This window comes from Streptomyces sp. NPDC046876, from assembly GCF_040645035.1.
Taxonomy (GTDB): domain Bacteria; phylum Actinomycetota; class Actinomycetes; order Streptomycetales; family Streptomycetaceae; genus Streptomyces.
In genome coordinates this window covers 76,347-98,552 of record NZ_JBEYXK010000014.1, presented here as the reverse complement: position 1 = coordinate 98,552, position 22,206 = coordinate 76,347, and the positions used below count along the sequence as shown (strand labels likewise).

Here is a 22,206-nt window from a genome sequence, read left to right as displayed (position 1 = left end):
GCCGTCGCAAATCGAATATAAGAACAGCGACTTTCGGTCGGCCGATCGGACCGGTTTTTCTGTCACCTTGGGAATTGTTTGTCATTTCCCGGAACGTGACACGTTCCGGGAATGCAAAATTCCGGTGCCCGCGCGGCGGACACCGGAATTCGAGGGGTGTTGGGGAATGGGAAAGATGGGGAATGGAGGACGGTCGTCAGGCCCCGTTGTGCGCGAGTGAGAACGGCGTGAGGTCGACGCCGGGACGGCGGCCGAGGTGGAGGTCGCGGACGATCCGGCCGGCGGCGGGCGCCTGGCCGAGCTCGTGGCCGCTGAACCCGGTCGCGTAGAGGATCCGTTCGTTCGGACCGTCCGCCCTGCCGATGAGCGCCGTTTTGGAGGGGGTGACCTCCAGGGTCCCGGTCCAGGCACTGTGCAGCGCGGCGTCACGCAGGCGCGGGTAGCGCTGCGCCACCTCGGCGGCGGCCTCCGCGTGCCAGACCGCCCGCAGGCCGGGATCGTCGCCGAAGCGTTCGAGCCCCACCAGGAACGAGGGGCCCATGGCCATCGTCTTCAGGCCGGCCGCGGGGTGGAAGGTGAACGGCGCCGCGACGGCGCCACCGCCGTCGCCGACCGGGTCGGTACGGAACAGTTCGGCGAACTGGTCCCGCAGCGGAAGCTTCAGCCCGGTCAGCTCGGCGATGCCCCCGCTGCCCTGCGCGTCCGCGATGACGACCGCCTCGGCGGTGAACTCGCCCGCAGTGGTGGCGACACGGCCGGACGCGGCGTCCAGTGCCGTCACGCGGGCCCCGCCGACCGTGCGCGCGCCGTGCTTCTGCGCGCCCTCGGTATAGCCGCGCAGGACCTCGTCCGCCCGGAGGTGGATCATCTGCGGACACCAGATGCCCGCCTCGATGCCCGCCGGGTCCAGCCAGGGGTTGCGCGCGGCGACCTGTGCGGCGGTCAGCAGCTCCAGCTCCACGCCGGCGTCACGCTGGGCGGGCACCTCCGCTTCCAGCTCGGCGGCCTGCTCGGCCGTGGCGGCCACGACGAGCATTCCGGTCTGCGCCATCCCGAGATCGGCGCCCAGGGTGCTGCCGAAGGCGCGGAAATCGGTCAGGCTGCGCGCCACCAGTTCGGAGTCGTGGACCTGGCCGGGAAAATACGTGCGAAATGCACCGGCGGTCTGTGTCGCGGTCTCCGCGGACCGTTCCCGTTCCAGCCGGATGACGCCGACGCCCGCCTCCGCGGCGTGGTAAGCGATGGACGCGGCGATCACCCCGGTGCCGATGACCAGTAATTCTGTGCTGTTCCTCTGCTCGGACATGCAAATCTCCCGTGATGTGGCCGACGGACCGAATCATGGGGAGGGGGTCGGGAACCGGTCAAAGAACGCCGGCGCCCCTGTGTCAGGTTCACGACCGGTTCGCGGAGGGCGAGTTGACAGAAAGTCCGCCCCCTCGTCGGCGGGTGCGACGAAGGGGCGGACCATGGGGGCATGAGGGCAGCTGCCTCCTGCTTACTTCTTGATCGGCGCCTGCAGGCTCCAGACCCGCCCGTCGGGGTCGCGCACCTTCATCTCCTGCGTTCCGTAGTGCGTTTCCTCGAACGGCGTGACCACCTCGACGGACGGGTCGGCGATGAACTCGCCGGCGTCCGCGACCTTCAGCACCACCTGGACCTCGGGCTTCTGGTCCTCGGGAATTTCGGCAAGGAGGAGGTAGGGCCCGTCACCGTTGCGGAGCATTCCCGAGCCTTCGGGAGTCGAGAACTCGACGTTGTAGCCCAGCGTCTGGAAGAACTTGGCCGCCTTTCCCCAGTTGTGGGTCTCGAGGTAGACACCTTCGATGCCTTCGGTGGTCATGCCTGCTTTCCCTTCGGAGGTTCCTGTTCGGATGCGTCGAGGTACGTGCGCAACGCCTCGGCGACCAGGGCCGAGAGCGACTGCTCGTTCTCGATGGCATGGTGCTTGATCTGCCGGATGAGCTCCACCGGCAAGTAGACGTTGAACTGTTTCACTTCTGCACGCATGCTAGCATGCTAGCACTTCTGACGCCCATTCACCTATGGGCGGCAACAAGAGAGTTACGAGCCGAGGAGGGCTCCGAACGATGAAACGCCAATGGTGGACGCTGCTGGTGGTGTGTGCTGCGACGTTCATGCTGCTGCTCGACGTCACGATCGTCGCGGTCGCACTGCCGGACATCCAGCACTCACTGGACGCGAGCTTCAGCGGTCTGCAATGGACGACGGACGCTTACGCGTTAAGTCTGGCGGCCCTCCTGCTCACCTCCGGCTCCCTGGCCGACCTGTACGGCAGGCGGCGCCTGTTCGTCATCGGCTTGGCGGTCTTCACGGCGGGATCGCTGCTGTGCGGCGTCGCCCAGGACCAGCTGACGCTGATCCTGTCGCGCGCGGTGCAGGGCGTCGGCGGCGCGATCCTCTTCGCCACCTCCCTCGCGCTGCTCGCCGGCGCCTTCCAGGGCAGGGAGCGGGGGGCGGCCTTCGGCATCTGGGGCGCCGTCGCGGGTGTCGCGACCGCCCTCGGCCCGGTGCTGGGCGGTGTGATCACCAGCGGGATCAGCTGGCGCGGCATCTTCCTCGTGAACCTGCCGATCGGCATCGCCGCGCTCGTCATCACGCTGCGCCTGGTGGACGAGTCCCGTCCGCCGCGCGCCTCCAAGGTCGACTGGCTGGGCATCGTGCCGCTCACCGCCGGCCTGTTCAGCCTCGTCTACGCCCTGATCCGGGCGAGTGACACGGCATGGGACGAGCGGGGCGTGCTGATCTGCTTCGCGCTGGCCGCGGTGTTCCTGATCGCCTTCGTGGTGGTCGAATCGCGGGTGTCCGAGCCGATGTTCGACCTGTCGCTGCTGCGGACCCCGACCTTCCTCGGCGGGTCCATCGCGGCGTTCGCGATGAACGCCTCGCTGTTCGCGATGTTCATCTACCTCGTGCTGTACCTCCAGAACGACCTCGGCTACAGCGCGATGGGCACCGGCGCCCGCCTCCTGGTCAGCTCCGGCGCCACGCTCGTCGCCGCCATGGTGGCCGGCCGGGTGATGAGCCGGGTCCCGACCCGGTGGCTGATCGGCCCGGGCCTCGTCGTGGTGGGTGTCGGCCTGCTGCTCATGACGGGCGTCTCCGCCGATTCGGACTGGACCCACCTCATCCCGGGCTTCATCGTCACGGGCATCGGCGCCGGCATGGTCAACCCGCCGCTGGCCTCGACCGCCATCGGTGTGGTCCCCGTGTGGCGGGCCGGCATGGCCTCCGGCGTGAACCAGACCTTCCGCCAGGTGGGCATCGCCGTCGGCATCGCCCTGTACGGCTCGATCTTCACCGCCTCCCTCCACGACGCCCTGCGCGAGCGGCTCTCGGCCGTCCCCTCCCTCCAGGGTCAGACCGACACGATCGCGGACTCCATCCGCATGGGCGCCCCGGGCCAGGCGATCGCCTCCGCCCCGCCGGAGCTGCGCGGCCAGGTGGAGCACGCCGTCCACGCCGGCTTCGCCACGTCCCTGAACGACCTGCTGTACGCCAGCGGCATCATCGCCCTCGTCGGCGGCGTCCTGGCCTTCGCCCTCATCCGCGCCAAGGACTTCGTCCCCCAGGGCGGCCCGGGCGGTCCGGGCGGCGGTCCGGGCGGGCCCGGGGGCCGTCCCCAGCCGCAGGGGGCCGGAGCCCCGCAGCCGCAGGCGTAGCAGCCCCGGCCGTACCGGGATCCAAGCGGCAACCGGCACTGCACTCGACACGGCCCGTGGTGTCGAGTCCAGTGCCGGGCTCTTGGGATCAGGAGCTGCTCAGCACCTGTGGGGACAGGGTCTTGATCATGGTGTTGGCCCACTTCATCTGCCGGATCGTCTGCGGGTGGCAGGCCGTGCACACCTCGAGGAGGCGTTGGTCGCGCGTGGCCTGCGCAGCCTGGGCGAGCATCTCCCAGTGCAGCGAGTTCCATACGGCTGCGAGGTGCAGGCGGCCCAGGTCGCGCAGCAGCACCAGCCCGTCCGGCAGGTCCGGGGGATCCCCCACGGTGGGGCCGGTTGCGCCGGTCGATGCGGTCGTTGCGTCACTGTCCGTTCCGTACCGGGGGCCGAGGGCGGCGAGCCGGTCGCTGTGCTCGCGGGACCAGCGGGCGAGGTCGAGGGCCACGTGGCGGACCTCCACCTCGGCCCCGTGGCGCTCCGCCGCGGCCCGCAGCGCCCGGTCGAGCTCCTGCTCTCCGCGGTGGAGTTCCCGCAGGGTGACCGCGATCGCGTTCATGACGGCTCCTCCGTCGCGCGGGCCCCGGGCCCGCCGGTGGTGGCCGGGGCCCCGTCCGGGTCGGCGGGCGCCGAGGCCGTGGTGGTGGGTGCCGGAGCCGGGGTGCCGTCGCCGCGCTCGACGAGGGCGACCCGGGCCGCGGCGGTCTTGAAGAGGGGCTGCTTGGAGACCGGGTCCCAGTCGGTGACGGTGGTCTCGTTGGCGGCCCGGCCGGCGCGCCCCTCGCCCGGGCCGTCCCCCTGAGGAGTGTCCCAGTAGCCGTAGTGGAACGGCAGGAAGACCAGCCCGTCGCGGATCGCGGTGATCCGCAGCCGGGCCAGGACCCGACCGCGCGCGGTGGCCACCTCGATCAGGTCGCCCTCGCGCAGGCCGTGCGCGTCCGCCTCGGCGGGGCTGAGCTCGGCCCACACCTCCGGCGCCGCCGCGTTGAGCTGCGGCACCCGGCCGGTCTTGGTCCGGGTGTGGAAGTGGTAGAGGGTACGGCCCGTGGTGAGCCGCAGCGGGAACTCCCCGTCCGGCTCCTCGTGCGGCGGCGCGTAGGCCGCGGCCTTGATGACCGCCTTGCCCTCGGGGTTGAGCGCCCGGTACTCCTCCTCCTCGACCGCCGCGCCGGTCAGCAGGTCCCTGCCGTACGTCTCGCAGTCGTCGGGGGCCGCCCAGCTGATGCCGTCGGTGTACAGGCGCTCGGTGCCCCCGGGCGCGGCCTCGGTACAGGGCCACTGGATGCCCCCGGAGCCGCGCAGCCGGTCGTAGGTGATGCCCGTGTAGTCGCAGGGGCGCCCGGCACTGCACCGCTGCCAGGCCTCGAAGGCCTCCTGCGCGGTCCCCCAGGTGACGAGCGGTCCGCCGTCACGGTCGCGGAAGTCCATGCGGCGGGCGTAGTCGAGGAAGATGTTCAGGTCGGCGCGGGCGAGGCCGGGCGGCTCCACCGCCTTCTCCGACAGGTGGACGGTGCGGTCGGCGTTGGTGAACGTGCCGGTCTTCTCGCCCCACGTGGCGGCGGGCAGCACGACGTCCGCGTACTGCGCCGTCTCGGTCGCGAACAGGTCCTGCACCACGGTGAAGAGGCCCTCCTGCCCGAGGACGGAGCGGATGCGGCCGAGGTCGGGCAGCGAGACCGCCGGGTTGGTGCCGCTGATCCACAGCATCTTGACCGAGCCCTGCTCGGCGTAGCGGAAGATCTGCATGGCGTGGGTGGGCGGCCCGTAGTGCGGGATGGTCTCGGGGGCGACGTTCCAGATCCGGGCCAGCTCCCGGACGTGCGCGTCGTTCTGCCAGTTGCGGAAGCCCGGCAGGTCGCCGTCGGCGCCGGTCTCGCGGGTGTTCTGGGCGGTGGGCTGGCCGTTCATCTGCAGGACGCCGCAGCCGGGGCGGCCCAGCATGCCGCGCACCAGGTGCAGGTTGTTGACCTGGACGGCGGCCGCGGTGGCCTGGTGGGACTGGTAGACACCCTGGAGCACGGTGGACAGCAGCCGGTCGGCTGCGCCGAGGAGTTCGGCGGCCTCGCCGATCGCGGCGGCGGGCACGTCGCAGATCCCGGCCGCCCACTGCGGTGTGCAGTCCGCCACCTGCTGCTCCAGCCCGTCGAAGCCGACGGTGTGGGCCTCCAGGTAGGCGCGGTCGATCCAGCCGTGGCGGAGGACCTCGTGCAGCAGGGCGTTGAGCAGCGCCAGGTTCGTGCCCGTACGGGGGGCCAGGTGTACGTCGGCGGCCCGGGCCACGGGGGTGGGGCGGGGGTCGACGCAGAGCAGGCGCGGCGGATCCGGTCCGGCCAGCCGGTCGAGCACCCGCATCCACAGCACGGGCTGGGTCTCGGCCATGTTGTGCCCGAAGAGGGCGAGGGCGTCGGCGTGGTCGACGTCCGTGTACGAGCCCGGCTGGCCGTCGCAGCCGAAGGTCTCCTTGAGCGCCTCGGCGGCGGTGGCCGTGCACATGCGGGTGTTGCCGTCGAGGTGGTGGGTGCCGATGCCGGCCCGGGCCAGCACGGCGAGCGTGTAGTACTCCTCGAGGAACAGCTGCCCGGTGGTGTAGAAACCGATCGAGCCCGGGCCGTCTTCCTCCAGGAGGGACGTGGTGCGGTCGGCGACGGCGGCGAGGGCGGTGTCCCAGGAGCACTCCTGCAGGCGGCCGTCCCGGCGGATCAGCGGTGTGCGCAGCCGGTCCCCGGAGTGGTTGGCCTGCCAGCCGAAGAGGTCCTTCGGGCCGAGTCGGCCGCGGTTGACCCGGTCACCGGTGCAGCCGCGGACCCCGACGATGCGGCCGTCGCGCACGGCGATGTCCATGGCGTCGCCGTTGGAGTGCAGCAGGGACGCGGAGGGCACCCACGCGTCGACGTCCCCGGGCAGGGTGCCGGGGGCCAGGTGGCCGTCCGTACGGGCGGGCCAGGGGGCGCCGCGCCGGTAGGGCGTGCGGCTGCCCCAGGGGTGTGCGATCCGGTCGGCGCGGCCGGCGCGCTCCACAGGTGCTCCCATCGCCCTTGCTCCTCTCGCGGGGGCGGAACCGGTCACCGGCGTCTTCCCGGTACGCCGCGCGGGACACGTGCGCGGCGCATGCATGTCCGACGCCCCGGCGGGCAGCCGCACGACAGCAGGACCGGTACGACCAGTACCAGGCCGATCGGCAGCAGGAGCGAGCCATGTCCACCGACGCCATCGTCATGCTCAGGGACGACCACAAGCAGATCCGCAAGCTCATCCGCGCCTACCGGGCGGCGGAGAGCGGCAGGAGCAGCACCAGGGGCGACGGGCAGCACGGCGACGGGCAGCGCGGTGCCCCCGGGACCCGCCACACGGCCGCGGACCCGGCCGCCAAGGCCGAGGCGGTCGACGAGCTGCTGCACCTGCTCAGCGTCCACACGCACATCGAGGACGAGGTCATGTACCCCCGCGTACGCCAACTGGTCCCGCAGACCGGGGAGACCGTGCTGGAGTTCCACGAGGAGCACCACGTCGCGGACGTCCTGGCACGCGAGCTGGAGGGCATGGACCCGGCCGACGAGGCCTTCGACGCCAAGGCCAAGGTGCTGATGGAAGCCGTCGAGCGGCACATGGAGGCCGAGGAGGGCGCCTGGTTCCCCGAGGTGCGCCGGTCCGTGGGCCGCAAGGAGCTCCAGGCCATCGGCGCGCGCATGGCGGAGGCCCGCGAGCGGGCTCCGCAGCGCCCGCAGCGATCGCTGCTGAAGAAGCTCGCCCACGCGCTCACGCCCGTGTGAGCCCCGGGCACGCCGAGGACCCGCAAGACGCCGAAAGACGCCGAAAGACGCTGAAAGACGCTGAAAGACGCCGCAGACGAACGGCCGACACGGAGGACGCGATGATGGCACGCAGGCACGGGCAGCAGGGGCACGGATCCGAGCCGCAGACCGTGGTGATCACCGGAGCCAGTGCGGGCGTCGGGCGCGCCACGGCCCGCGCCTTCGCCGCGCGCGGGGCCCGGGTGGCCCTGATCGCCCGCGGCCGCACGGGGCTGGAGGCGGCGGCGCGGGAGGTTGCCGAGGCGGGCGGCACCCCGCTGGTGGTGCCCGCCGACGTCTCCGACCACACCCAGGTCGATGCGGCCGCGGACGAGGTGGAGGCCGCCTTCGGCCCCGTCGACGTCTGGGTCAACGCCGCCTTCACCACCGTTTTCGCGCCGTTCGAGGAGATCCGACCCGAGGAGTTCCGCCGGGTGACGGAGGTGACGTACCTCGGGTACGTGCACGGGACGCGGGCCGCGCTGGCCCGGATGCTGCCCCGGGACTCGGGGGCGATCGTGCAGGTCGGCTCCGCCCTCGCCGAACGCGCGATCCCCCTGCAGTCGCCGTACTGCGGTGCCAAGCACGCCGTCCACGGGTTCACCTCCGCCGTCCGCACCGAGCTCCTGCACCGCGGCAGCCGGGTGCGCATCACGGTGGTCCAGCTGCCGGCCGTCAACACCCCGCAGTTCTCGTGGGGGCTCTCACGACTGCCGCGGCGGCCGCAGCCCGTGCCGCCCATCTACCAGCCGGAGGTGGCCGCCCGCGCCGTCGTCCACGCGGCCGACCATCCCGGACGCCGCGAGTACTGCGTGGGCGGCGCGACCCTCGCGACGGTGCTCGCCAACCGGGTCGCACCCGGCTTGCTGGACCGGTACCTCGCGCGCACCGGTTACGCCTCCCAGCAGACCGGCGAGCCCGACACCGAGCCGCGCCACCACAACCTGTGGCACCCGCTCGACGGCGAGGACGGCCGGGACTTCGGTGCTCACGGGCGCTTCGACGCCCGCGCCCACCCGCGCTCCCCCGAGGCCTGGGCGGCGCGCCGCCCGCGCGCGCTGTGGGCCGCCCCGGCCGCGGCGCTGGCCGCGACCCTGGTGTACCGGCGCAGGACCGCACGCCGCCGGTGATCAGTCAGGGGGTTCCGGCAGCGGCTTCTCGGGATCCCCTTCGCGCGACGGTACGGGTCCGTCCGGGGGTTCCTCGGGCGCGGGAGCGTCCTCCGGTTGTGGGTCGCGGGGGACGGGATCGGGCCTCGAGGGGGTCCGGTCGGGGCCGTCGGGGGGCGGTTGCGTCGGCTGCGTCGTCACTGCGCTCACCTCCGTGACTCGGGCTCCACGCCACCCGCGGCCGCCGGCGGGCCGTGGGTGGCGTACTGCCCCGCGCCTTTCCCGCAACGGCCGGATCATGCCTGTCACGGCGCCCGCCTGAACGGCCCGGAAGTGGGATGCTCAAAGCATGGAGAGCGACTCCGTACTCCCCGGACTCCCCGGTGACGGCGCCACGCCCGAGGTGCTGGCCCTGGCGAAGGTCGTCGCCAGGCTGCGGGCCGAGGTCGTGGAGCTGGAGGCCGTGGCCTCGATGACGGGCGTCGTCGAACGGGCCAAGGGCGTCCTCATGGTCGAGCAGGGGATGTCCGCCGACGCGGCGTACGAGCTGTTGTGCGCCCGCGCCGACAAGGGCCGGCGCACGCTCATGGAGGAGTGCTGGATCACCCTGGGCAGGACCGGCCGGGGCGGGATGTTCTCGTACCCCCGGCGGCACCCGGAGGCACCCCCGGAGGAATCCGCTCCCGGCGGGGCCGTCGCGAGCGGCCCGTCGCCGTTCAGCTCCGGCCGGTACCTGGCGGTCACGGAGGGCGACGAGGGTCAGGCAGCTCCCCTGGCCCGGCTCGCCGAAGGGCTCACCGGCACGCAGACACCCCATGACGTGGCCGGGCTCCTGCGCAGGGTCCTCGGCGAGCCCGAGGGCGTGGACGCCGTCATGATCTACACCGAGACGGCCTCCGGCCGGCTGGACCTGGTCGGCCACGCCGGCATCGACGACGCCCTCGCCGAGCAGTGGAGCCACGTCCCGCCGCTCAGCGGCGTCGCGGCGATGGAGGCGCTCGCCGAGGGGCGCGCGGTGTGGCTGGAGAACCCCGCGCAGGACGCCGTCCGGTACCTCCTCATCGGAGACCCGCCCGAGCAGTGGCCCTCGCGCGCCTGGATCCCGGTCCCCGGCCGGGCCCGGGTCGTCGTCGGCTTCTTCCGGAACCGGGAGGCCCCCTTCGAGCCCCGGAGCCGGACCCTGCTGCGCCGGGCCGTCCGGATGTGCGCCGGGCCGCTCCGGGCCCTCCCGGGTACCTCCCCGGACGCGCCCGGGGAGGACGTGGACCAGATCCAGCGGATCCTCGACGCCCTGTCCGGGCCGGCCATCCTCCTCACCCCCCTGCGGTCCGAGGCGGGGACGGTCGAGGACTACCGCATCGACGCGGCCGCCCCGGATTCGGTCGACGTGGCCGGGCGGCGGGGCAGGGAGCTGGTGGGGCGCAGGGTCCTCGAGACCTACCCGACCGTGGCGGGCAGCGCCCTGTGGGACGGCTACCTGGAGACGCTGCTGACAGGAGCCGTCTACGAAGGGCCCCCCTTCACCTACCACGAGGTGCTCGCCGGGGTCCCGCACGAGTCGTCCTACTCGGTACGGGCGTCCCGGCTCGGTGACCGCCTGGTGGTGTCCTGGGTCCGCCACGACACCAGCGAGCGCGAGGCCCGCAGGCTCGCCGACATGCAGCGCCTGGGCAACCTCGGCTGGGCCAGCTGGAACCTGGCCGGCAACACCATCCTCTGGTCGGAGCAGGTGTACGCCATCTTCGGCCGCGAACCGGCCGAGGGCCCCATGACCCTCGAGGAGCTCCCCCGGCACCTGGTGCCGGACGACCTCCCGGCGGTGGCGGCGGCGGTCCGGCGGCTGCTCGGCGACGGCACCCCCATCGACCAGCCGTTCCGCATCACCACCGCCCGGGGGGTCCGCCACCTGCGGATCGTGGCGGAGGCGCAGACCGACGCCGACGGGACGCCGGTCGAGGCCCACGGCTTCTTCCAGGACCTCACCGCGCAGCGGGGCGCCGAGATCGCCCTGCGCGAGAGCGAACGCGTCAATCTCGTCCAGCGCGGCATGCTCCAGGCCGAGCGCACCCTCGCCGCCCGGCTCCAGGAGACCCTGCTGCCGACGCCCGTGCAGTCCCTCGAGCTCGCCGGACTGTGCGTGGACGTCGCGTACGTGCCCGCGGACCGCGGGGTCAACGTCGGCGGCGACTGGTACAGCGCCATCGAGCTCCCCGACGGGGAGGCCCTCTTCGTCGTCGGCGACGTCGCCGGCCACGGCCTCCCGGCCGTCGGCACCATGGCCCAGCTCCGGTTCACCACCAAGGGCATGACCGTCACAGGATCGGCCCTCCCCGACGTCCTCGGCCGCCTCAATGCGCTGCTGCTCCACAGCGCCCCGGACGCGCACGGGGCCACCGCCACCATGGTCATGGCCCGCTACCGGCCCGGCGACCACCGGCTGACCTGGGTCAGGGCCGGGCACCTGCCGCCGCTGCTGATCCGGGAGGGGCGGGCGGAGTACCTCGAGCAGCCCGAGGGCGGGCTCCTCGGAGCCGCCTTCGAGACCAGGTACGGGGAGGCCGAGATCGAACTGCTGCCCGGTGACCACCTGCTGCTCTACACCGACGGCCTCGTGGAGGACCCGGGCGAGGACATCGACGAAGGGCTCGCCCGGCTCGCCGAGACCACGCTGCGACTGGTGCTGGACGGCCGGCACGAGGACCTCGCACCGACCCTGGCCGGGATGCGGCCCCAGCACCGCGACGACATCTGCGTCCTGGCCGTCCACGTACCCGACACAGCCTGACGGGCCGCTCAGCGGCGCCGCCGCCGGGGGCGCTGCTCCTCCTCGTCCTCGTACTCCTCGTCCTCGTCCTCGAACTCGCCCTCGTCCTCGCCTTCCTCCTCCTCTTCTTCAGGTTCTTCAGGCTCTTCCTCTTCGTCCTCTTCGTCCTCGTACTCCTCGTCCTCGGGGTACTCCTGCTCACCCCGCTCGTCCTGCTCGTCCTCGTAGTCCTCGTCCTCCGACTCCTGCGGTTCCTCTTCGGAGGACTCCTCCTCCTCGACGGCCTCGTCGTGGGTGCGCACGACCTCGCCGTCCCGTATCTCGCCGCGCCAGCCCTCCGGCTCCTCGTCGCTGGACAGGGTCACGTAGCGCATGAAGTGCTTGAGGTCCAGGCGCATGCGCCGGCCCTGCGCGCGCCAGAGGTTTCCCGTCTTCTCGAACAGCCCGGAGGGGTAGTACTCGACGACCAGGAGTATGCGGGTGAGGGACGGGGCGAGCTCGTGGAAGCTGACGCATCCGCGCGTGGTCCCTTTGGCGCCCTCGGAGGTCCACACGATCCGGTCGTCGGGGATCTGCTCCTGGACCGTCGCCTTCCAGCTGCGGGTGGAGGGGCCCACCTTGACCTTCCAGTCGCTGGTGGTGTCGTCACCCTGGGAAACGCTGCGGACGCCCTTGGCGAAGGAGCTGAACTGTTCGTACTGGGTCCAGTGGTTGTAGGCGGTACGCAAGGGGATGCCGATGTCGACGGACTCCGCGATGTGGGTGGGCTTGGATCCGCTCTTGCGGCCTCTGCCCTTTCCGCCGCCCAGCAGCCCGCCGCCGAGGTCCTTGACCTTGTCCTTCAGCCCGCCGAGCGTACTGCCGGCCACGGCCTTGAGAGGTGAGTCGCCCTTGAGGAGCCGACCGCCGATGTCGGCCAGCGAGCCGCCGTTCTCGGCGACGTCGGAGAGCTGGTCGGTGAAGTCGCCGAGCTTGTCGGCGGCCTTGTCGGCCAGTTGGTCGGCCTGGGCGGAGAGGTAGCCGCCGAGTTCCTCGAGCAGCTGGTCCAGCGGGGACTGTTGGCTGCGGGAGCGGTCCCGGTGGGTGGTGGTGGCCATGGCGCTACCTCCGCGTCGTCGACTTGCGGGCCGACGTCTTCTTCGCCGGCGTGGCGGTCTTCTTGGCGCTGCTGCCGCTGCGCGCCGGCCTGCGCGAGGCGGTCTTCTTCGCCGGTGCCCGCTTGGCCGGGGCCCGCTTCGCCGGCGCCTGCTTGGCGGGTGCCCGCTTGGCCGGGGCCCGCTTGGCCGCTGTCTTCTTGGCTGTCGTCTTCTTGGCTGTCGTCTTCTTGGCCGCCGTCTCCTTGGCCGTCGTCTTCTTCGCTGCCGGCTTGGGGGCCGCCGTCTTCGTGGCTGCCGTCTTCTTCGCCGGCGGCTTGGGGGCCGCCGTCTTCTTCGCCGGCGTTCCCGAGGACGCCGTCGTCTTCTTCGCCGTCCTCTTCGTGGCTGCCGTCTTCTTGGCCGCCGTCTTCTTCGCCGAAGGCTTCCCCGGAGCGGTCTTGCCCGCCGAAGCGGTCTTCTTCGCCGGTGCGTGGGCCGCCCGGGAGCCCGCCTTCTCGGCAGGCGCGGCCCGGCTGCGGGAAGCGGCTTCACCGGCCGGCTTGCGGGGGGCGGCCTTCCCGGCCGAGGGGGTGCTGCGGCGGGAGCGGGGCGCTGCCCGCGCCCTGCGGGGCTGCTCTTCCTCGGGCTCCTCGGCTTCCTCGGGCTCCTCGGCTTCCTCGGGCTCCTCGGCTTCCTCGGGCTCTACCTCGGACTCCGGCTCTTCCTCCCCCTCTTCCTCGCCCTCTTCCTCTTCGTCCTCTTCGTCCTCGCCCCGCTCGTCGTCCCTGGCCTCGTCCCCGGCCTCGTCCTCGTACTCCTCCTCGCCCTGGTCCTCGTCCTCGTCCTCGTACTCCTCGTCGTAGGGCTGGTCCTCCTCGCCCTCGGCCTCGTCCTCGTAGGGCTCCTCGTCCCGGCCCTCGTCCTCGTACTCGTCCTCGTAGGCCTCGCCCTCGTCCTCCTCGTACTCGTCCTGCGGCTCCTCCTTCCTCGGCCCGCGGGTGAGTTCGAGCGTGCGCTGGTGGAGGGTGTCGGCCAGGTCGGAGAGCTGGCGGTTGGCCGCTGCGGTCAGGGCCTTGCGGCCCGCCTGGAGGGCCTCGCCGCGCACCTGCTCACCGAGTTCGGCGACCTGCGGCATCTCGCTGAGCTTGCGCAGTCCCTGGGTCATGAGCTGGCCCGGTTCGAGGCCGAACCTGCGGCCGGCGATGTAGGTGGCCAGTGACAGGGCCATCCGGCCCTTTTTCGCGCGGCCCAGTAGGTAGCCCCCCGCGATGGCGGCAGCCAGGGCGATCTTGCTCGTGTCATCCATCAGCCTGGTCCTTTCCTAAGGCGGTGGACGGTCGGGCCGTGACCCGAGCGGTCCCTACAGGCCTGCTCACGCCGAAGCGCAATATGCGCGGATATGCGAAGAAAGTTCCACCTCGGGAGTGTGACGGGCGCAGACGCGGGGAGGGGCGTAGTCCAGGGAGTTTCGGTTCCGAGGGAGCAGATGGCCTTGCCGCAACCCGCTCGCCGCCGGCGCAGCCCGGCGCAGGATGACGGCGAACAGCCGACCACCAGGTCCGCGCGCAAGTCGGCGGCCGGACGGCGGCACGGTGTACCCGTCGCGTCCTCGGCCCTGCGGGCCGCCGTGGAGCAGTTGTCGGACCTGCTGGGCCGCCGGCCGGAGTCGGTGTCCTCGCTGAGACCGACGGAGGAGGGCTGGGAGGCGGTGGTGGAGGTGCTCGAGCTCGAACGCATCCCCGACACCACCAGCGTCATGGGCAGCTACACGGTGACGCTGGACGAGGAGGGCGAACTGATCTCCTACGAACGGACCCGGAGGTACAGCCGGGGCATGATCGACCGGCCGGGCGGCTGACACCGGACGGACGGCCGGGAAGGGAAGCGCCATGACGATGGTGCCGCAAGGAGCGGGCGGGAACCTCAGCCGCAGCGGCGGCGGAGGCACCAGCAGCCTCTACGACGTCCTGGAACTCATCCTCGACAAGGGTCTGGTCATCGATGCCTTCGTGCGCGTCTCCCTGGTCGGGATCGAGATCCTGAAGATCGACGCACGGATCGTCGTCGCCAGCGTCGACACCTACCTCCGCTTCGCGGAGGCCTGCAACCGGCTGGACCTGGAGGCGGGCCGCAAGGCCCCCGCCCAGCTGCCGGACGTCGTCGGCAAGGTGGTCGAAGGCGGCAGCAGCGGCAAGACCAAGGGCGCCCTGAGCGGCGCGATGGAGGCCGTGACGCAGTCACTGACGGGCCGCGGCGGCGACGAAGAGGAGCCGGAGGAGGACGAGCGGGAGCAGGAGGAGGAAGAGCAGCCTGTCCGTCGCCGGAGGCCCACCCGCCGGCCGGTGCACCGCGAGAGGGAGTGACCCATGGCCGTCTACGTGTACGCCGTCACCCTGCGCGAGCACCCGTGCCGCCTGGACGGGCTCACGGGCGTCGGCTCGGACGCCCCGCCCGTGCGCTCGCTGGAGACGGAGCAGCTGCGGGCGGTGGTCAGCGACGTCGACGAGGAGATCCGCCCCAAACGCCGGGACCTCGCAGCCCACCAGGCGGTCCTGGACCGGCTCCTGGAGGACGGGACCCCGCTGCCGCTGCAGTTCGGGTACACCGCCGCCGACGATGCGTCCGTACGCCGGGTCCTGGAGGAGGACGCGGCCACGTACCTGGACGCCTTGGCCGGGGTGCAGGGGTGCGTCGAGTACAACGTCAAGGCCGGGCGCGAGGAGGACCTCCTCCTGCGGGAGATCCTGGACGACTCCCCCCGGGCGCGCCTGCTCAACGAGGAGATCCGCGCCGGGGCCTCGGACCCCCGGCTGTCGCTGGAGCTGGGGCAGCTGGTCGCGGCCGAGGTCGACGTACGGCGCACGAACACCTCCACCGAGGTGATCCGGGCGCTGGCGCCCCTGGCCCGCGAGCACGTGCTCCATCCGCCCACCGGCGAGGACTTCCTCAACCTCTCGCTGCTGGTGCCGCGGGACGACGAGCGCGCCTTCCTCGACGCCCACGCCGAACTGACCCGGGACATCGAGGCCGGTGTCCGCACCCGGGTGGCAGGACCGCTGCCCCCGTACAGCTTCGTGCCGTAGGAAGGGGCTCGGGGCCGCAGGAAAGAACACAGGAAGGAGCTCCGGCCATGGGCCTGCTCGGGAATCTGATCACCGCCCCCCTCTTCCCCGTGCGGTCCGTGGTGTGGGTGGCGCAGCGCCTGGCGGAAAAGGCGGAGGCCGAGTACTACGACCCCGCACCCGTGTGGGCGGCGCTCGCCGACCTCGCGCGGCAGTTGTCCGACGGGGAGATCGACCAGGAGACGTTCGACCGCGAGGAGGAAGCACTGCTCGACCGCCTCCAGGAGATCGAGGAGTACCTCCACCGCAACCGGTGAGTGACGAGACCCGTCGGAGGCGAAAGCCGTGAGTGACTCCCTGTCCCACAGGTTCGATGCGCGCCCCGCCATGGCCGGCTACCCGCCCGGCGGCTCCTCGGCCAGCCTCGCCGACATCCTCGAACGCGTGCTGGACAAGGGGATCGTCATCGCCGGCGACATCCGCATCAACCTGCTCGACATCGAGCTCCTGACCATCAAACTGCGCATCCTGATCGCCTCCGTCGACAAGGCGAAGGAGATGGGCATCGACTGGTGGGAGCACGATGCGTCGCTGTCCTCCGGGGCCTCCCGGCACGAGGACCGGTCACTGGCCGCCGAGAACGAGCGTCTGCGCGCCGAACTGGAACAGCTGCGCCGGACGACCGGGGCGGAGCCGGCTCCCCTGCCCCGCGGGGCGGAGGAGGAGCCCGAGGAGGAGGCTGTGGAGGAGCCCTCCGTACGGACCACGAAGAAGCGCAGGCCGCCGCGATGAACGACACCCCGGCCACCCCGGCCCCCACCCTCACCTACGTGTACGCGGTCACCGCGCCCGTACCCGGGCTGGGGGAGGTCCTGGCGGGCCTCGAGGGCGTGGCGGGCGCCCCGGTCACCCTCCTCTCGTCCTCCGGCCCCGTGTCGTTCACCGTCAGCGACGTCCCCCGCGCCGACTTCGACGAGGAGGCCCTCAAGGCCCGCTTCGAGGACCTCCGCTGGCTGGAGGTCACCGCGCGGGCCCACCACCGCGTCATCGAGGTGCTCGCCTCGCAGACCACCGTCCTGCCCCTGCGCATGGCCACCCTCTACCAGGACCCCGCGAGCGCGCTGGACGCCCTGCGGGCCCAGAGCGGGGCCTTCGCCGCGCAGCTGGCACGGCTGAGCGGCCACGCCGAGTACGGCGTCAAGATCTACGTGCGCCCCGCGGACCGGCCCCCCGCCGAGCCGGCACCGGCCGCCTCCAGCCCCGGCAAGGCCTATCTGGCCGCCCGGCGGGCCCAGCACCATGCGCATGAGGACCACTACCGGCAGGCGCAGCTGGCCACCGAACGGATCGCCGACCTGGCCCGCCGCCACACCGCGGGCCTGGTGCGCCACCCCGCCCAGAGCGGGCCGCTCGCCGCCTCCGCGACCGAGGAGAACGTCCTCAACGACGCCTACCTCGTGGCCGACCCCCAGGCCGACGCGTTCCGGGCGGCGGTCACCGGTGCGGCGCAGGACCTCCCGGGCATCCGCATCGAGGTGACCGGACCCTGGGCCCCCTACTCCTTCGCAGCACCATGAACCCCGCCGACCGGCCCGCTGCCGTGCCACCCGGTGCCGCCCTGCCCGCCCGGCAGGTGGCCCTCGTCGACCTCCTCGACCGGCTCCTGGCGGGCGGTGTGGTCATCACCGGCGACATCGTCCTCTCCATCGCCGACATCGACCTCGTACGGATCTCCCTGCGCGCCCTGATCAGCTCGGTCTCCACCGCGGACGGTGAGCGCCATGGCCCCTGACGTCCCGGACCTGCGCGCGCTCGGCGACACCATGGCCGAGGCCCTCAGCCTGCTCCCCGCCACCCCGGCCGAGGCGGCGGAGGCCACTGCCGCCCCCTCCCCCGGCCACCGCATGCGCACCGGCCCCGACACCGTGGCTGAGGACCTGGTCAAACTCGTCCTGACCCTCGTGGAGCTCCTGCGCCAGCTGATCGAACGCCAAGCGCTGCGACGCGTCGAAGCGGGCGGCCTCACCGACGCGCAGGAGGAGGAACTCGGCGCCACCCTCCTGGCCCTCCACGACCGCATGACGGACCTCTGCGCCCAACACGGCTACACCCTCTCCGACCTCAACCTCGACCTGGGCCCCTTGGGCACCCTCCTGCCGCCTGCCCCCTGAACACGTAACCTTCCGAAAACCTGGGAGGCCGCCCAGAGAATCTCCGGACGGCCCCTTTCCTGTTGTGCGCGCGAAGTCGGAAACCGTCAGCTTTGCTTGAGTTCGAGAGCCACGTCTTGCCACTCTTCCAGCGCCGCCACGCTGCCGAACAACATCTGAAGGGATCCCCCGATTCGCCGGGCGGGTCCCCGCAGATGCCGACTGGCGGCTCCGAACATGTTGATGAGACCCATTACTTCCTGGAAGCCCACAGCCGCAGTCCGGATCTCCAGAGAGGTTGAAACCACCTGGTCGAGTACGCCTTCCACGCCGTCCGGCCATTCGCGGCGCGGCGTGTGCCGGGCCCATTCCAGAAAGTGTCCGAAGGCGACGACTACAGCCTGCATCCGTCTGGCGAAGCGTTCGGCCGCCGCTTCCAGATCATCGGCCGGTCCATCGATGGCTTTTGCCAGGCGGTGGACCACGGCCAACCGCGTGCCCATCGAAGCCCCGGTATGGCCGACTCGCATCATGTCCTCGGCAATGAGCTCCGACATTGCCGCAAGATCAGTCAAAGCCGCTTCTACATCGGCCATATCGCCTGAGATGGCTTCCAACTGCGCTTCCGCGTCCGCTACCAGGTCGAACAGCCCAGGGGGCTCCTGCTCAGGTCCCGCCGGCGAGCTGACACCCTGGTCGGCACCCGGGTCAGGCGGCGGGGCTACGGAACTCAGCCCGAATTCTGCATCGCGCAACAGGGCCGTGAGCCGCTGCCGCGCCGCGGCCACAGTTGCAGGAAAGACCGGGAACTCGATGCAGGGCGCGCCTCCCGCCCGGGGAGGGGTATCACGCCCCTCGATGAAGTGGACGGTGTACCGGCCGAGTGCATGTCGGACCCCGAGGCTGAAGGACAGCTCCTGTCCGGCGCCGCCGAGGTCGGCGACAACGATGTCTACTTCAGTGACCAGCCGTTGCAACTGCTCAGCAGGCAAGTCGGCGGCCCGCAGCTCGTCGGCTCGAAGGAGAGTGAGGCCGAGTTGTTCGCAGGTGGGACGCACGATGTCCTCATAGAAGATGGCGGTCCGTGATCGGCCGCCGAAGACGGTTTCACGGGTGGGGCGGGCGATGGTGGCCGTCTCTCCTATGGCAAGGCAGGTAGGTGCGTTGAAAGGCATGCTGGCTCCTTCAGTTGTGCGTGGGTCCTGTCAGCTGCTGCCAGCTGCAGGGCTTGGAGGCGTCAGTCGAAGAGGGTGAGTGCGACACCATCGGCAATCTCATCGGCGAAGACGGGCCGCTCCTCGACGCCCAACGCGCGCAACAGGTTCACGGTGAGTACCCGGTGGCGCCGGCCGACACGCACGGTCTCGCAGGGGAAGGTGCCGAGATCAACGAGCCGATAGGCAGTACCCAGACACATGCCGAATGCCCTGGCCGCCGTCCTCAGATCCACGCTGACGGGCAGGTCAAAGATCTCCCGAAAGGTCAAAGGTGTCAGCTGCGGGGCGCTGTGAGCGGTCATCCGTTCCCCCTGACGCGCCGCAGGGACATCGTCCCGACCTGCCTTCCCCGGCGCAGGTGACCGGTGTCGGTCGCTGTGTCGGCCAGACCCCATGCCTGGGCCAGTGCTCCGGTCCGCACGCCTTCGCGACGGTGGGCGGGAACGGTGATCCGCAACGTTGCCGAGAGCCCGTCCGGCCGCTCGGGCGGGTCGTAGTCCGCCTGCCAGAGACCTCCGGTGACCGCAGGAAGGCAGGTGAACCTCTCCATGTCCTCCGCTGACACTTCGTTGTGGGCCTTGCGCCATACAGTCCATGCGTGCGAGCAGGCTGAGCGCAGCACCGTGGCCCCCGGGTCGGCGATCGTCGGTCCGAGCTCAGCCAGCGTTTCGAGGTAGTTCGTGACGAGTTCGGCTTCAACGTCACCACGCTCTGCACGGCAATAGTGGGTGATCCTGAACACGGTCCGGCGCAGACCCGGCAGTCCCAGCCACACGGCGGCCAGCGGCCAGTCGGACGGGGCGGCGGTACGCCCGCGCTCCGCGATCTGGTACCAGAGCGCATCACGCACAGCCCGGTCACCCGACGGGTCGTACAGCAGGCGGCGTGCCTGCTCCAGGGCGACGGGAACGCCTTCTGCTTGTGATCCGTCGATGAGCCGCAGCTCAGGTGACGGATTGCGGCCGACGCACTGCCGCTCGATAGAGGCGAAAAGTCCAGGGTGAGGAGCTAATGCCATCGGGGTTCCTCCTGATCAGTCCGTGCTCGCGGTCGGGGCCTTGCCGCGCCACTCGTCCAACAGTGCTGCCACCCGTTCCTTGCCGGGCATACCTTCCGGGCCCCGGTCGACGGCCAAGAGCCAGCGCAGGAACCCGGGCTGCCGGGCTTCCACCAGGCCATTGAGCAAGACCCCCAGCGCCGGGGGCGGCCCCGGTGCACCGGCTTTCCCGCAGAGCCAGGCGAGGAGGACATCGCGCATGGATCCGTAGGCGGCCGACTCGTTCAGGGCGTGGCCGGTCAGTTGGACCACGGTGGCGGCCGTCGCGGCGGAATCAAGCATGCTGCGGGCGAACCATGTGAGGTCCGTCCCGACCATGACCGGAAACGTGAGGGCCACCAACTGGCCGGTAACGTCCTCAGCGCCCGCCCAGGACCGCATCCGGTCCAGGACGGTCTTCCTATCCGCGCAATTGCTCGCTGCGAAGCGCTGCACCAGCGCCTCTGCAACAGCAGCGGCGACGGCCACATCGTCGGCGTCGTTGCTCAGGGTCCCCATCACCCGGTGCATCAGCTGGAGAGCCTGCTCGATCGGTAGCTCCGAGCGACACGCATACACAACCGCCCTCCGCAGGGCCGCGGCGGATGCGATACTCCATTGCTGGAGCAGGTGTTCTGCCATAGCCGCCGTTGCAGGCTGCTGGGCCGTCTCACTCAGGCAGCGGGCGGCCACTTCAATAGCCTGAGGCCGCGGTACCGCGACCAGCTGGTGCAGCAGCTCTAAGGTCTGGCCATCGGTCCCAACTGCCATAGCGGTGACAGCGTGCCCGGCCCGTTCGATCTGAGCTGGGTCATTCCCCGTAGAACCAAGCCAGGCGTGCAGCACAGGCAGAAGGTCGGTGTGCTCACGGCACACCAGGCGCCATACGGCCTCGCCCACGGTCGGCCAGAAGAACTTCACGCGATCCGCGGCATCCGTTCCGACCCTATACAGGTCATTTGCACCGAACGCCCCCAAAGTCTCCGACTGGGGCGGTTGCCGGCCGGGTTCGAGCGAGGGCCACCCCCACTCCGTCCCAAGGCTTCCTGTGGTGGGTTCCCCTTCGCATCGGGGTGGTGTCGGCCGCAGCAGGTCTGCTGCCCTCTCCCAGACGACACTGCGGTCCAGCCCGCCGTAGACACACAGCGAGAGAAGGTGGGCTAGGAGTGCGGGATCCCCCTGAGCCCTTGCCACCAGTGCAGGAGCCTCGACACGGCCCAAGCGGGAGAGAACCTCAGCGCAGGACACGCCGTCGCGAATGCCCAGCCTGGCAGCAATCTGTGCGGCCTGCGCCGCATGGCGAGGCGGGAGGTCCAAGGGCAGCACCTCGTCGAAGAGGCCGGGTCCCAACGACTGCACCAGTCGGGTGCGTACTGCGTCGTCGGGGCAGACGTCGGCGAGATGGGCTTGAAAGACTTTTCGTGGATCAGGAGGAGCGTGGCATAGGACCGGAATGCCAAGGCGATCCATCAGAGCGGCAGCGAGCCCGGGGGTGTCCGCGAGCACAATGACGAGGCATGCCCCCGCATCCGCTAAGGCGGCTTCCAGCCGGGACAGGTCCCAGGGGCGGAGTGCGAAAGGATCAAGCGGCTCCATCACCAGGTATCCGGTCACTCCATGCGCCCGCGGCCCCCATCGGCTGAGGTCAACCGCCCCGTCCACCTGGACGAGCCGGGGGTCCTCCTTACCATGAGCGAGTAGATTGAGGGCGTGCGTCTCCCGGCCTGTGCCGGGTGGCCCGAGGAGCACCACGATGCCGGAATCCAGTGCGGCAAGAGCGTCCTCGAAATCCGGCGGAGGCACGAACAGGCGCCGGGCTGCCATGAGGTCCCTTGCCCTGACGGGCCCCTGTCGCATACTTCCCGTAGAGGGCATAGCACTTGCTGCGGCGGACACGACGTGCCGCTGGTCACCCGTCACTACGCCTGTGTTGACCGTGCTGTTCGGCGCGAGAAGCACCATGTCCCGTCGGGAGGCCAGAGCTGCGACGAGCGCGTCCAGGTCGTGGGCTGGTAGGGCCTCAGACGCCACCATCGGCTCCGTGGTCGCGATCGCCCGAGAACCCGACGGTCGTGACGTACTGACCACCGTGAACGGTGCCTGTGTTGATGATGCCCCGTTCTGCGTTCAGAACCGCGCCGGCCGGAACCTCGGGCTCATGGGCGGCGTCCGGTTCCGAAAGTCGGTCGGCCATAGGGACGCCCCCCGGTTTCCGGTGGCGGAGCACGATCACGTTGTCCACCTGGGGAGATTCCTCTTCATACATCTTTTCCTCCTCGAGCCATCCGGATTCCCGAGGCCGGCGGCCGCGGGTGTTT

Annotated in this window: 24 protein-coding genes; 12 read left to right on the top strand and 12 right to left on the bottom strand. The window is 71.1% G+C overall.

Annotated elements, in window-relative coordinates; translation table 11 throughout:
- Positions 1–196 precede the first annotated feature (196 nt).
- From ABZ924_RS11460 to ABZ924_RS11450, 3 genes are all read right to left on the bottom strand, one after another.
- Positions 197–1,306: an FAD-binding oxidoreductase gene (locus ABZ924_RS11460; protein ID WP_361907019.1), complete on the bottom strand. Its 1,110-nt coding sequence runs from the start codon at positions 1,304–1,306 to the stop codon at positions 197–199.
- Between the two features lie 192 nt (positions 1,307–1,498).
- Complete coding sequence (locus ABZ924_RS11455) at positions 1,499–1,843, bottom strand: VOC family protein (protein ID WP_361907017.1); 345 nt, start codon at positions 1,841–1,843, stop codon at positions 1,499–1,501.
- Positions 1,840–2,010, bottom strand: coding sequence for a ribbon-helix-helix domain-containing protein (locus ABZ924_RS11450; protein WP_361907015.1), 171 nt, complete (start codon positions 2,008–2,010; stop codon positions 1,840–1,842). Before ABZ924_RS11450 ends, ABZ924_RS11455 begins: the two co-directional genes overlap by 4 nt.
- Before the next feature lie 80 nt (positions 2,011–2,090).
- Here ABZ924_RS11450 and ABZ924_RS11445 point away from each other — a divergent pair, with 80 nt between their 5' ends.
- Positions 2,091–3,683, top strand: a complete 1,593-nt coding sequence (locus tag ABZ924_RS11445; RefSeq protein WP_361907013.1) for an MFS transporter — start codon at positions 2,091–2,093, stop codon at positions 3,681–3,683.
- A gap of 88 nt (positions 3,684–3,771) precedes the next feature.
- Here the strand turns inward: ABZ924_RS11445 and ABZ924_RS11440 are convergent, their stop codons facing one another.
- A complete protein-coding gene (locus ABZ924_RS11440; RefSeq protein ID WP_361907012.1) occupies positions 3,772–4,242 on the bottom strand; it encodes a hypothetical protein in 471 nt (156 codons plus the stop codon).
- Positions 4,239–6,713 (bottom strand): molybdopterin-dependent oxidoreductase, encoded by a 2,475-nt coding sequence (locus ABZ924_RS11435; RefSeq protein ID WP_361907010.1) that lies wholly within the window; start codon positions 6,711–6,713, stop codon positions 4,239–4,241. The genes ABZ924_RS11440 and ABZ924_RS11435 overlap by 4 nt, the downstream gene beginning before the upstream one ends.
- A gap of 164 nt (positions 6,714–6,877) precedes the next feature.
- Here ABZ924_RS11435 and ABZ924_RS11430 point away from each other — a divergent pair, with 164 nt between their 5' ends.
- The 3 genes from ABZ924_RS11430 to ABZ924_RS11420 all read left to right on the top strand — a co-directional run bounded on the left by ABZ924_RS11430 (position 6,878) and on the right by ABZ924_RS11420 (position 11,368).
- The gene (locus tag ABZ924_RS11430) at positions 6,878–7,453 is read left to right on the top strand and encodes a hemerythrin domain-containing protein (RefSeq protein WP_361907008.1); all 576 of its coding nucleotides are present in this window, start codon (positions 6,878–6,880) and stop codon (positions 7,451–7,453) included.
- A 101-nt stretch (positions 7,454–7,554) separates the two neighbouring features.
- Entirely contained in the window at positions 7,555–8,604 is a 1,050-nt protein-coding gene (locus tag ABZ924_RS11425) for an SDR family oxidoreductase (RefSeq protein WP_361907006.1), read from the top strand.
- A gap of 328 nt (positions 8,605–8,932) precedes the next feature.
- The gene (locus ABZ924_RS11420; RefSeq protein WP_361907004.1) at positions 8,933–11,368 is read left to right on the top strand and encodes a SpoIIE family protein phosphatase; all 2,436 of its coding nucleotides are present in this window, start codon (positions 8,933–8,935) and stop codon (positions 11,366–11,368) included.
- A gap of 8 nt (positions 11,369–11,376) precedes the next feature.
- Here ABZ924_RS11420 and ABZ924_RS11415 read toward each other — a convergent pair whose 3' ends face one another.
- Both ABZ924_RS11415 and ABZ924_RS11410 read right to left on the bottom strand, forming a co-directional pair.
- A complete protein-coding gene (locus ABZ924_RS11415) occupies positions 11,377–12,444 on the bottom strand; it encodes an SRPBCC family protein (RefSeq protein WP_361907002.1) in 1,068 nt (355 codons plus the stop codon).
- A gap of 4 nt (positions 12,445–12,448) precedes the next feature.
- Entirely contained in the window at positions 12,449–13,729 is a 1,281-nt protein-coding gene (locus ABZ924_RS11410) for a histone H1-like repetitive region-containing protein (protein WP_361907000.1), read from the bottom strand.
- 180 nt (positions 13,730–13,909) lie between these two features.
- Here ABZ924_RS11410 and ABZ924_RS11405 point away from each other — a divergent pair, with 180 nt between their 5' ends.
- The 8 genes from ABZ924_RS11405 to ABZ924_RS11370 all read left to right on the top strand — a co-directional run bounded on the left by ABZ924_RS11405 (position 13,910) and on the right by ABZ924_RS11370 (position 17,656).
- Entirely contained in the window at positions 13,910–14,281 is a 372-nt protein-coding gene (locus tag ABZ924_RS11405; RefSeq protein ID WP_361906998.1) for a gas vesicle protein, read from the top strand.
- Between the two features lie 31 nt (positions 14,282–14,312).
- Positions 14,313–14,786, top strand: a complete 474-nt coding sequence (gene gvpJ, locus ABZ924_RS11400) for a gas vesicle protein GvpJ (protein WP_361906996.1) — start codon at positions 14,313–14,315, stop codon at positions 14,784–14,786.
- Between the two features lie 3 nt (positions 14,787–14,789).
- On the top strand, positions 14,790–15,506 hold the full coding sequence (locus ABZ924_RS11395) for a GvpL/GvpF family gas vesicle protein (protein ID WP_361906994.1): 717 nt from the start codon (positions 14,790–14,792) through the stop codon (positions 15,504–15,506).
- 47 nt (positions 15,507–15,553) lie between these two features.
- Positions 15,554–15,802, top strand: coding sequence for a gas vesicle protein GvpG (locus tag ABZ924_RS11390; RefSeq protein ID WP_361906992.1), 249 nt, complete (start codon positions 15,554–15,556; stop codon positions 15,800–15,802).
- A 70-nt stretch (positions 15,803–15,872) separates the two neighbouring features.
- Positions 15,873–16,277 (top strand): gas vesicle protein, encoded by a 405-nt coding sequence (locus ABZ924_RS11385; RefSeq protein ID WP_361907062.1) that lies wholly within the window; start codon positions 15,873–15,875, stop codon positions 16,275–16,277.
- The gene (locus ABZ924_RS11380; RefSeq protein WP_361906990.1) at positions 16,274–17,062 is read left to right on the top strand and encodes a GvpL/GvpF family gas vesicle protein; all 789 of its coding nucleotides are present in this window, start codon (positions 16,274–16,276) and stop codon (positions 17,060–17,062) included. Before ABZ924_RS11385 ends, ABZ924_RS11380 begins: the two co-directional genes overlap by 4 nt.
- Entirely contained in the window at positions 17,059–17,277 is a 219-nt protein-coding gene (locus ABZ924_RS11375) for a gas vesicle protein (RefSeq protein WP_361906988.1), read from the top strand. Before ABZ924_RS11380 ends, ABZ924_RS11375 begins: the two co-directional genes overlap by 4 nt.
- Positions 17,267–17,656 (top strand): gas vesicle protein K, encoded by a 390-nt coding sequence (locus tag ABZ924_RS11370; protein ID WP_361906986.1) that lies wholly within the window; start codon positions 17,267–17,269, stop codon positions 17,654–17,656. The genes ABZ924_RS11375 and ABZ924_RS11370 overlap by 11 nt, the downstream gene beginning before the upstream one ends.
- Before the next feature lie 86 nt (positions 17,657–17,742).
- Here ABZ924_RS11370 and ABZ924_RS11365 read toward each other — a convergent pair whose 3' ends face one another.
- From ABZ924_RS11365 to ABZ924_RS11345, 5 genes are all read right to left on the bottom strand, one after another.
- Positions 17,743–18,810: a hypothetical protein gene (locus ABZ924_RS11365; protein ID WP_361906985.1), complete on the bottom strand. Its 1,068-nt coding sequence runs from the start codon at positions 18,808–18,810 to the stop codon at positions 17,743–17,745.
- A gap of 62 nt (positions 18,811–18,872) precedes the next feature.
- Positions 18,873–19,154 carry a DNA-binding protein gene (locus tag ABZ924_RS11360; RefSeq protein WP_361906983.1) on the bottom strand — a complete coding sequence of 94 codons (282 nt, stop codon included), beginning with the start codon at positions 19,152–19,154 and terminating at the stop codon, positions 18,873–18,875.
- The gene (locus ABZ924_RS11355; RefSeq protein ID WP_361906981.1) at positions 19,151–19,870 is read right to left on the bottom strand and encodes a hypothetical protein; all 720 of its coding nucleotides are present in this window, start codon (positions 19,868–19,870) and stop codon (positions 19,151–19,153) included. Before ABZ924_RS11355 ends, ABZ924_RS11360 begins: the two co-directional genes overlap by 4 nt.
- Before the next feature lie 15 nt (positions 19,871–19,885).
- Positions 19,886–20,809 carry a hypothetical protein gene (locus tag ABZ924_RS11350; protein WP_361906979.1) on the bottom strand — a complete coding sequence of 308 codons (924 nt, stop codon included), beginning with the start codon at positions 20,807–20,809 and terminating at the stop codon, positions 19,886–19,888.
- A gap of 1,099 nt (positions 20,810–21,908) precedes the next feature.
- Positions 21,909–22,154 carry an S-type pyocin domain-containing protein gene (locus ABZ924_RS11345; protein WP_361906977.1) on the bottom strand — a complete coding sequence of 82 codons (246 nt, stop codon included), beginning with the start codon at positions 22,152–22,154 and terminating at the stop codon, positions 21,909–21,911.
- Between the last annotated feature and the right edge of the window lie 52 nt (positions 22,155–22,206).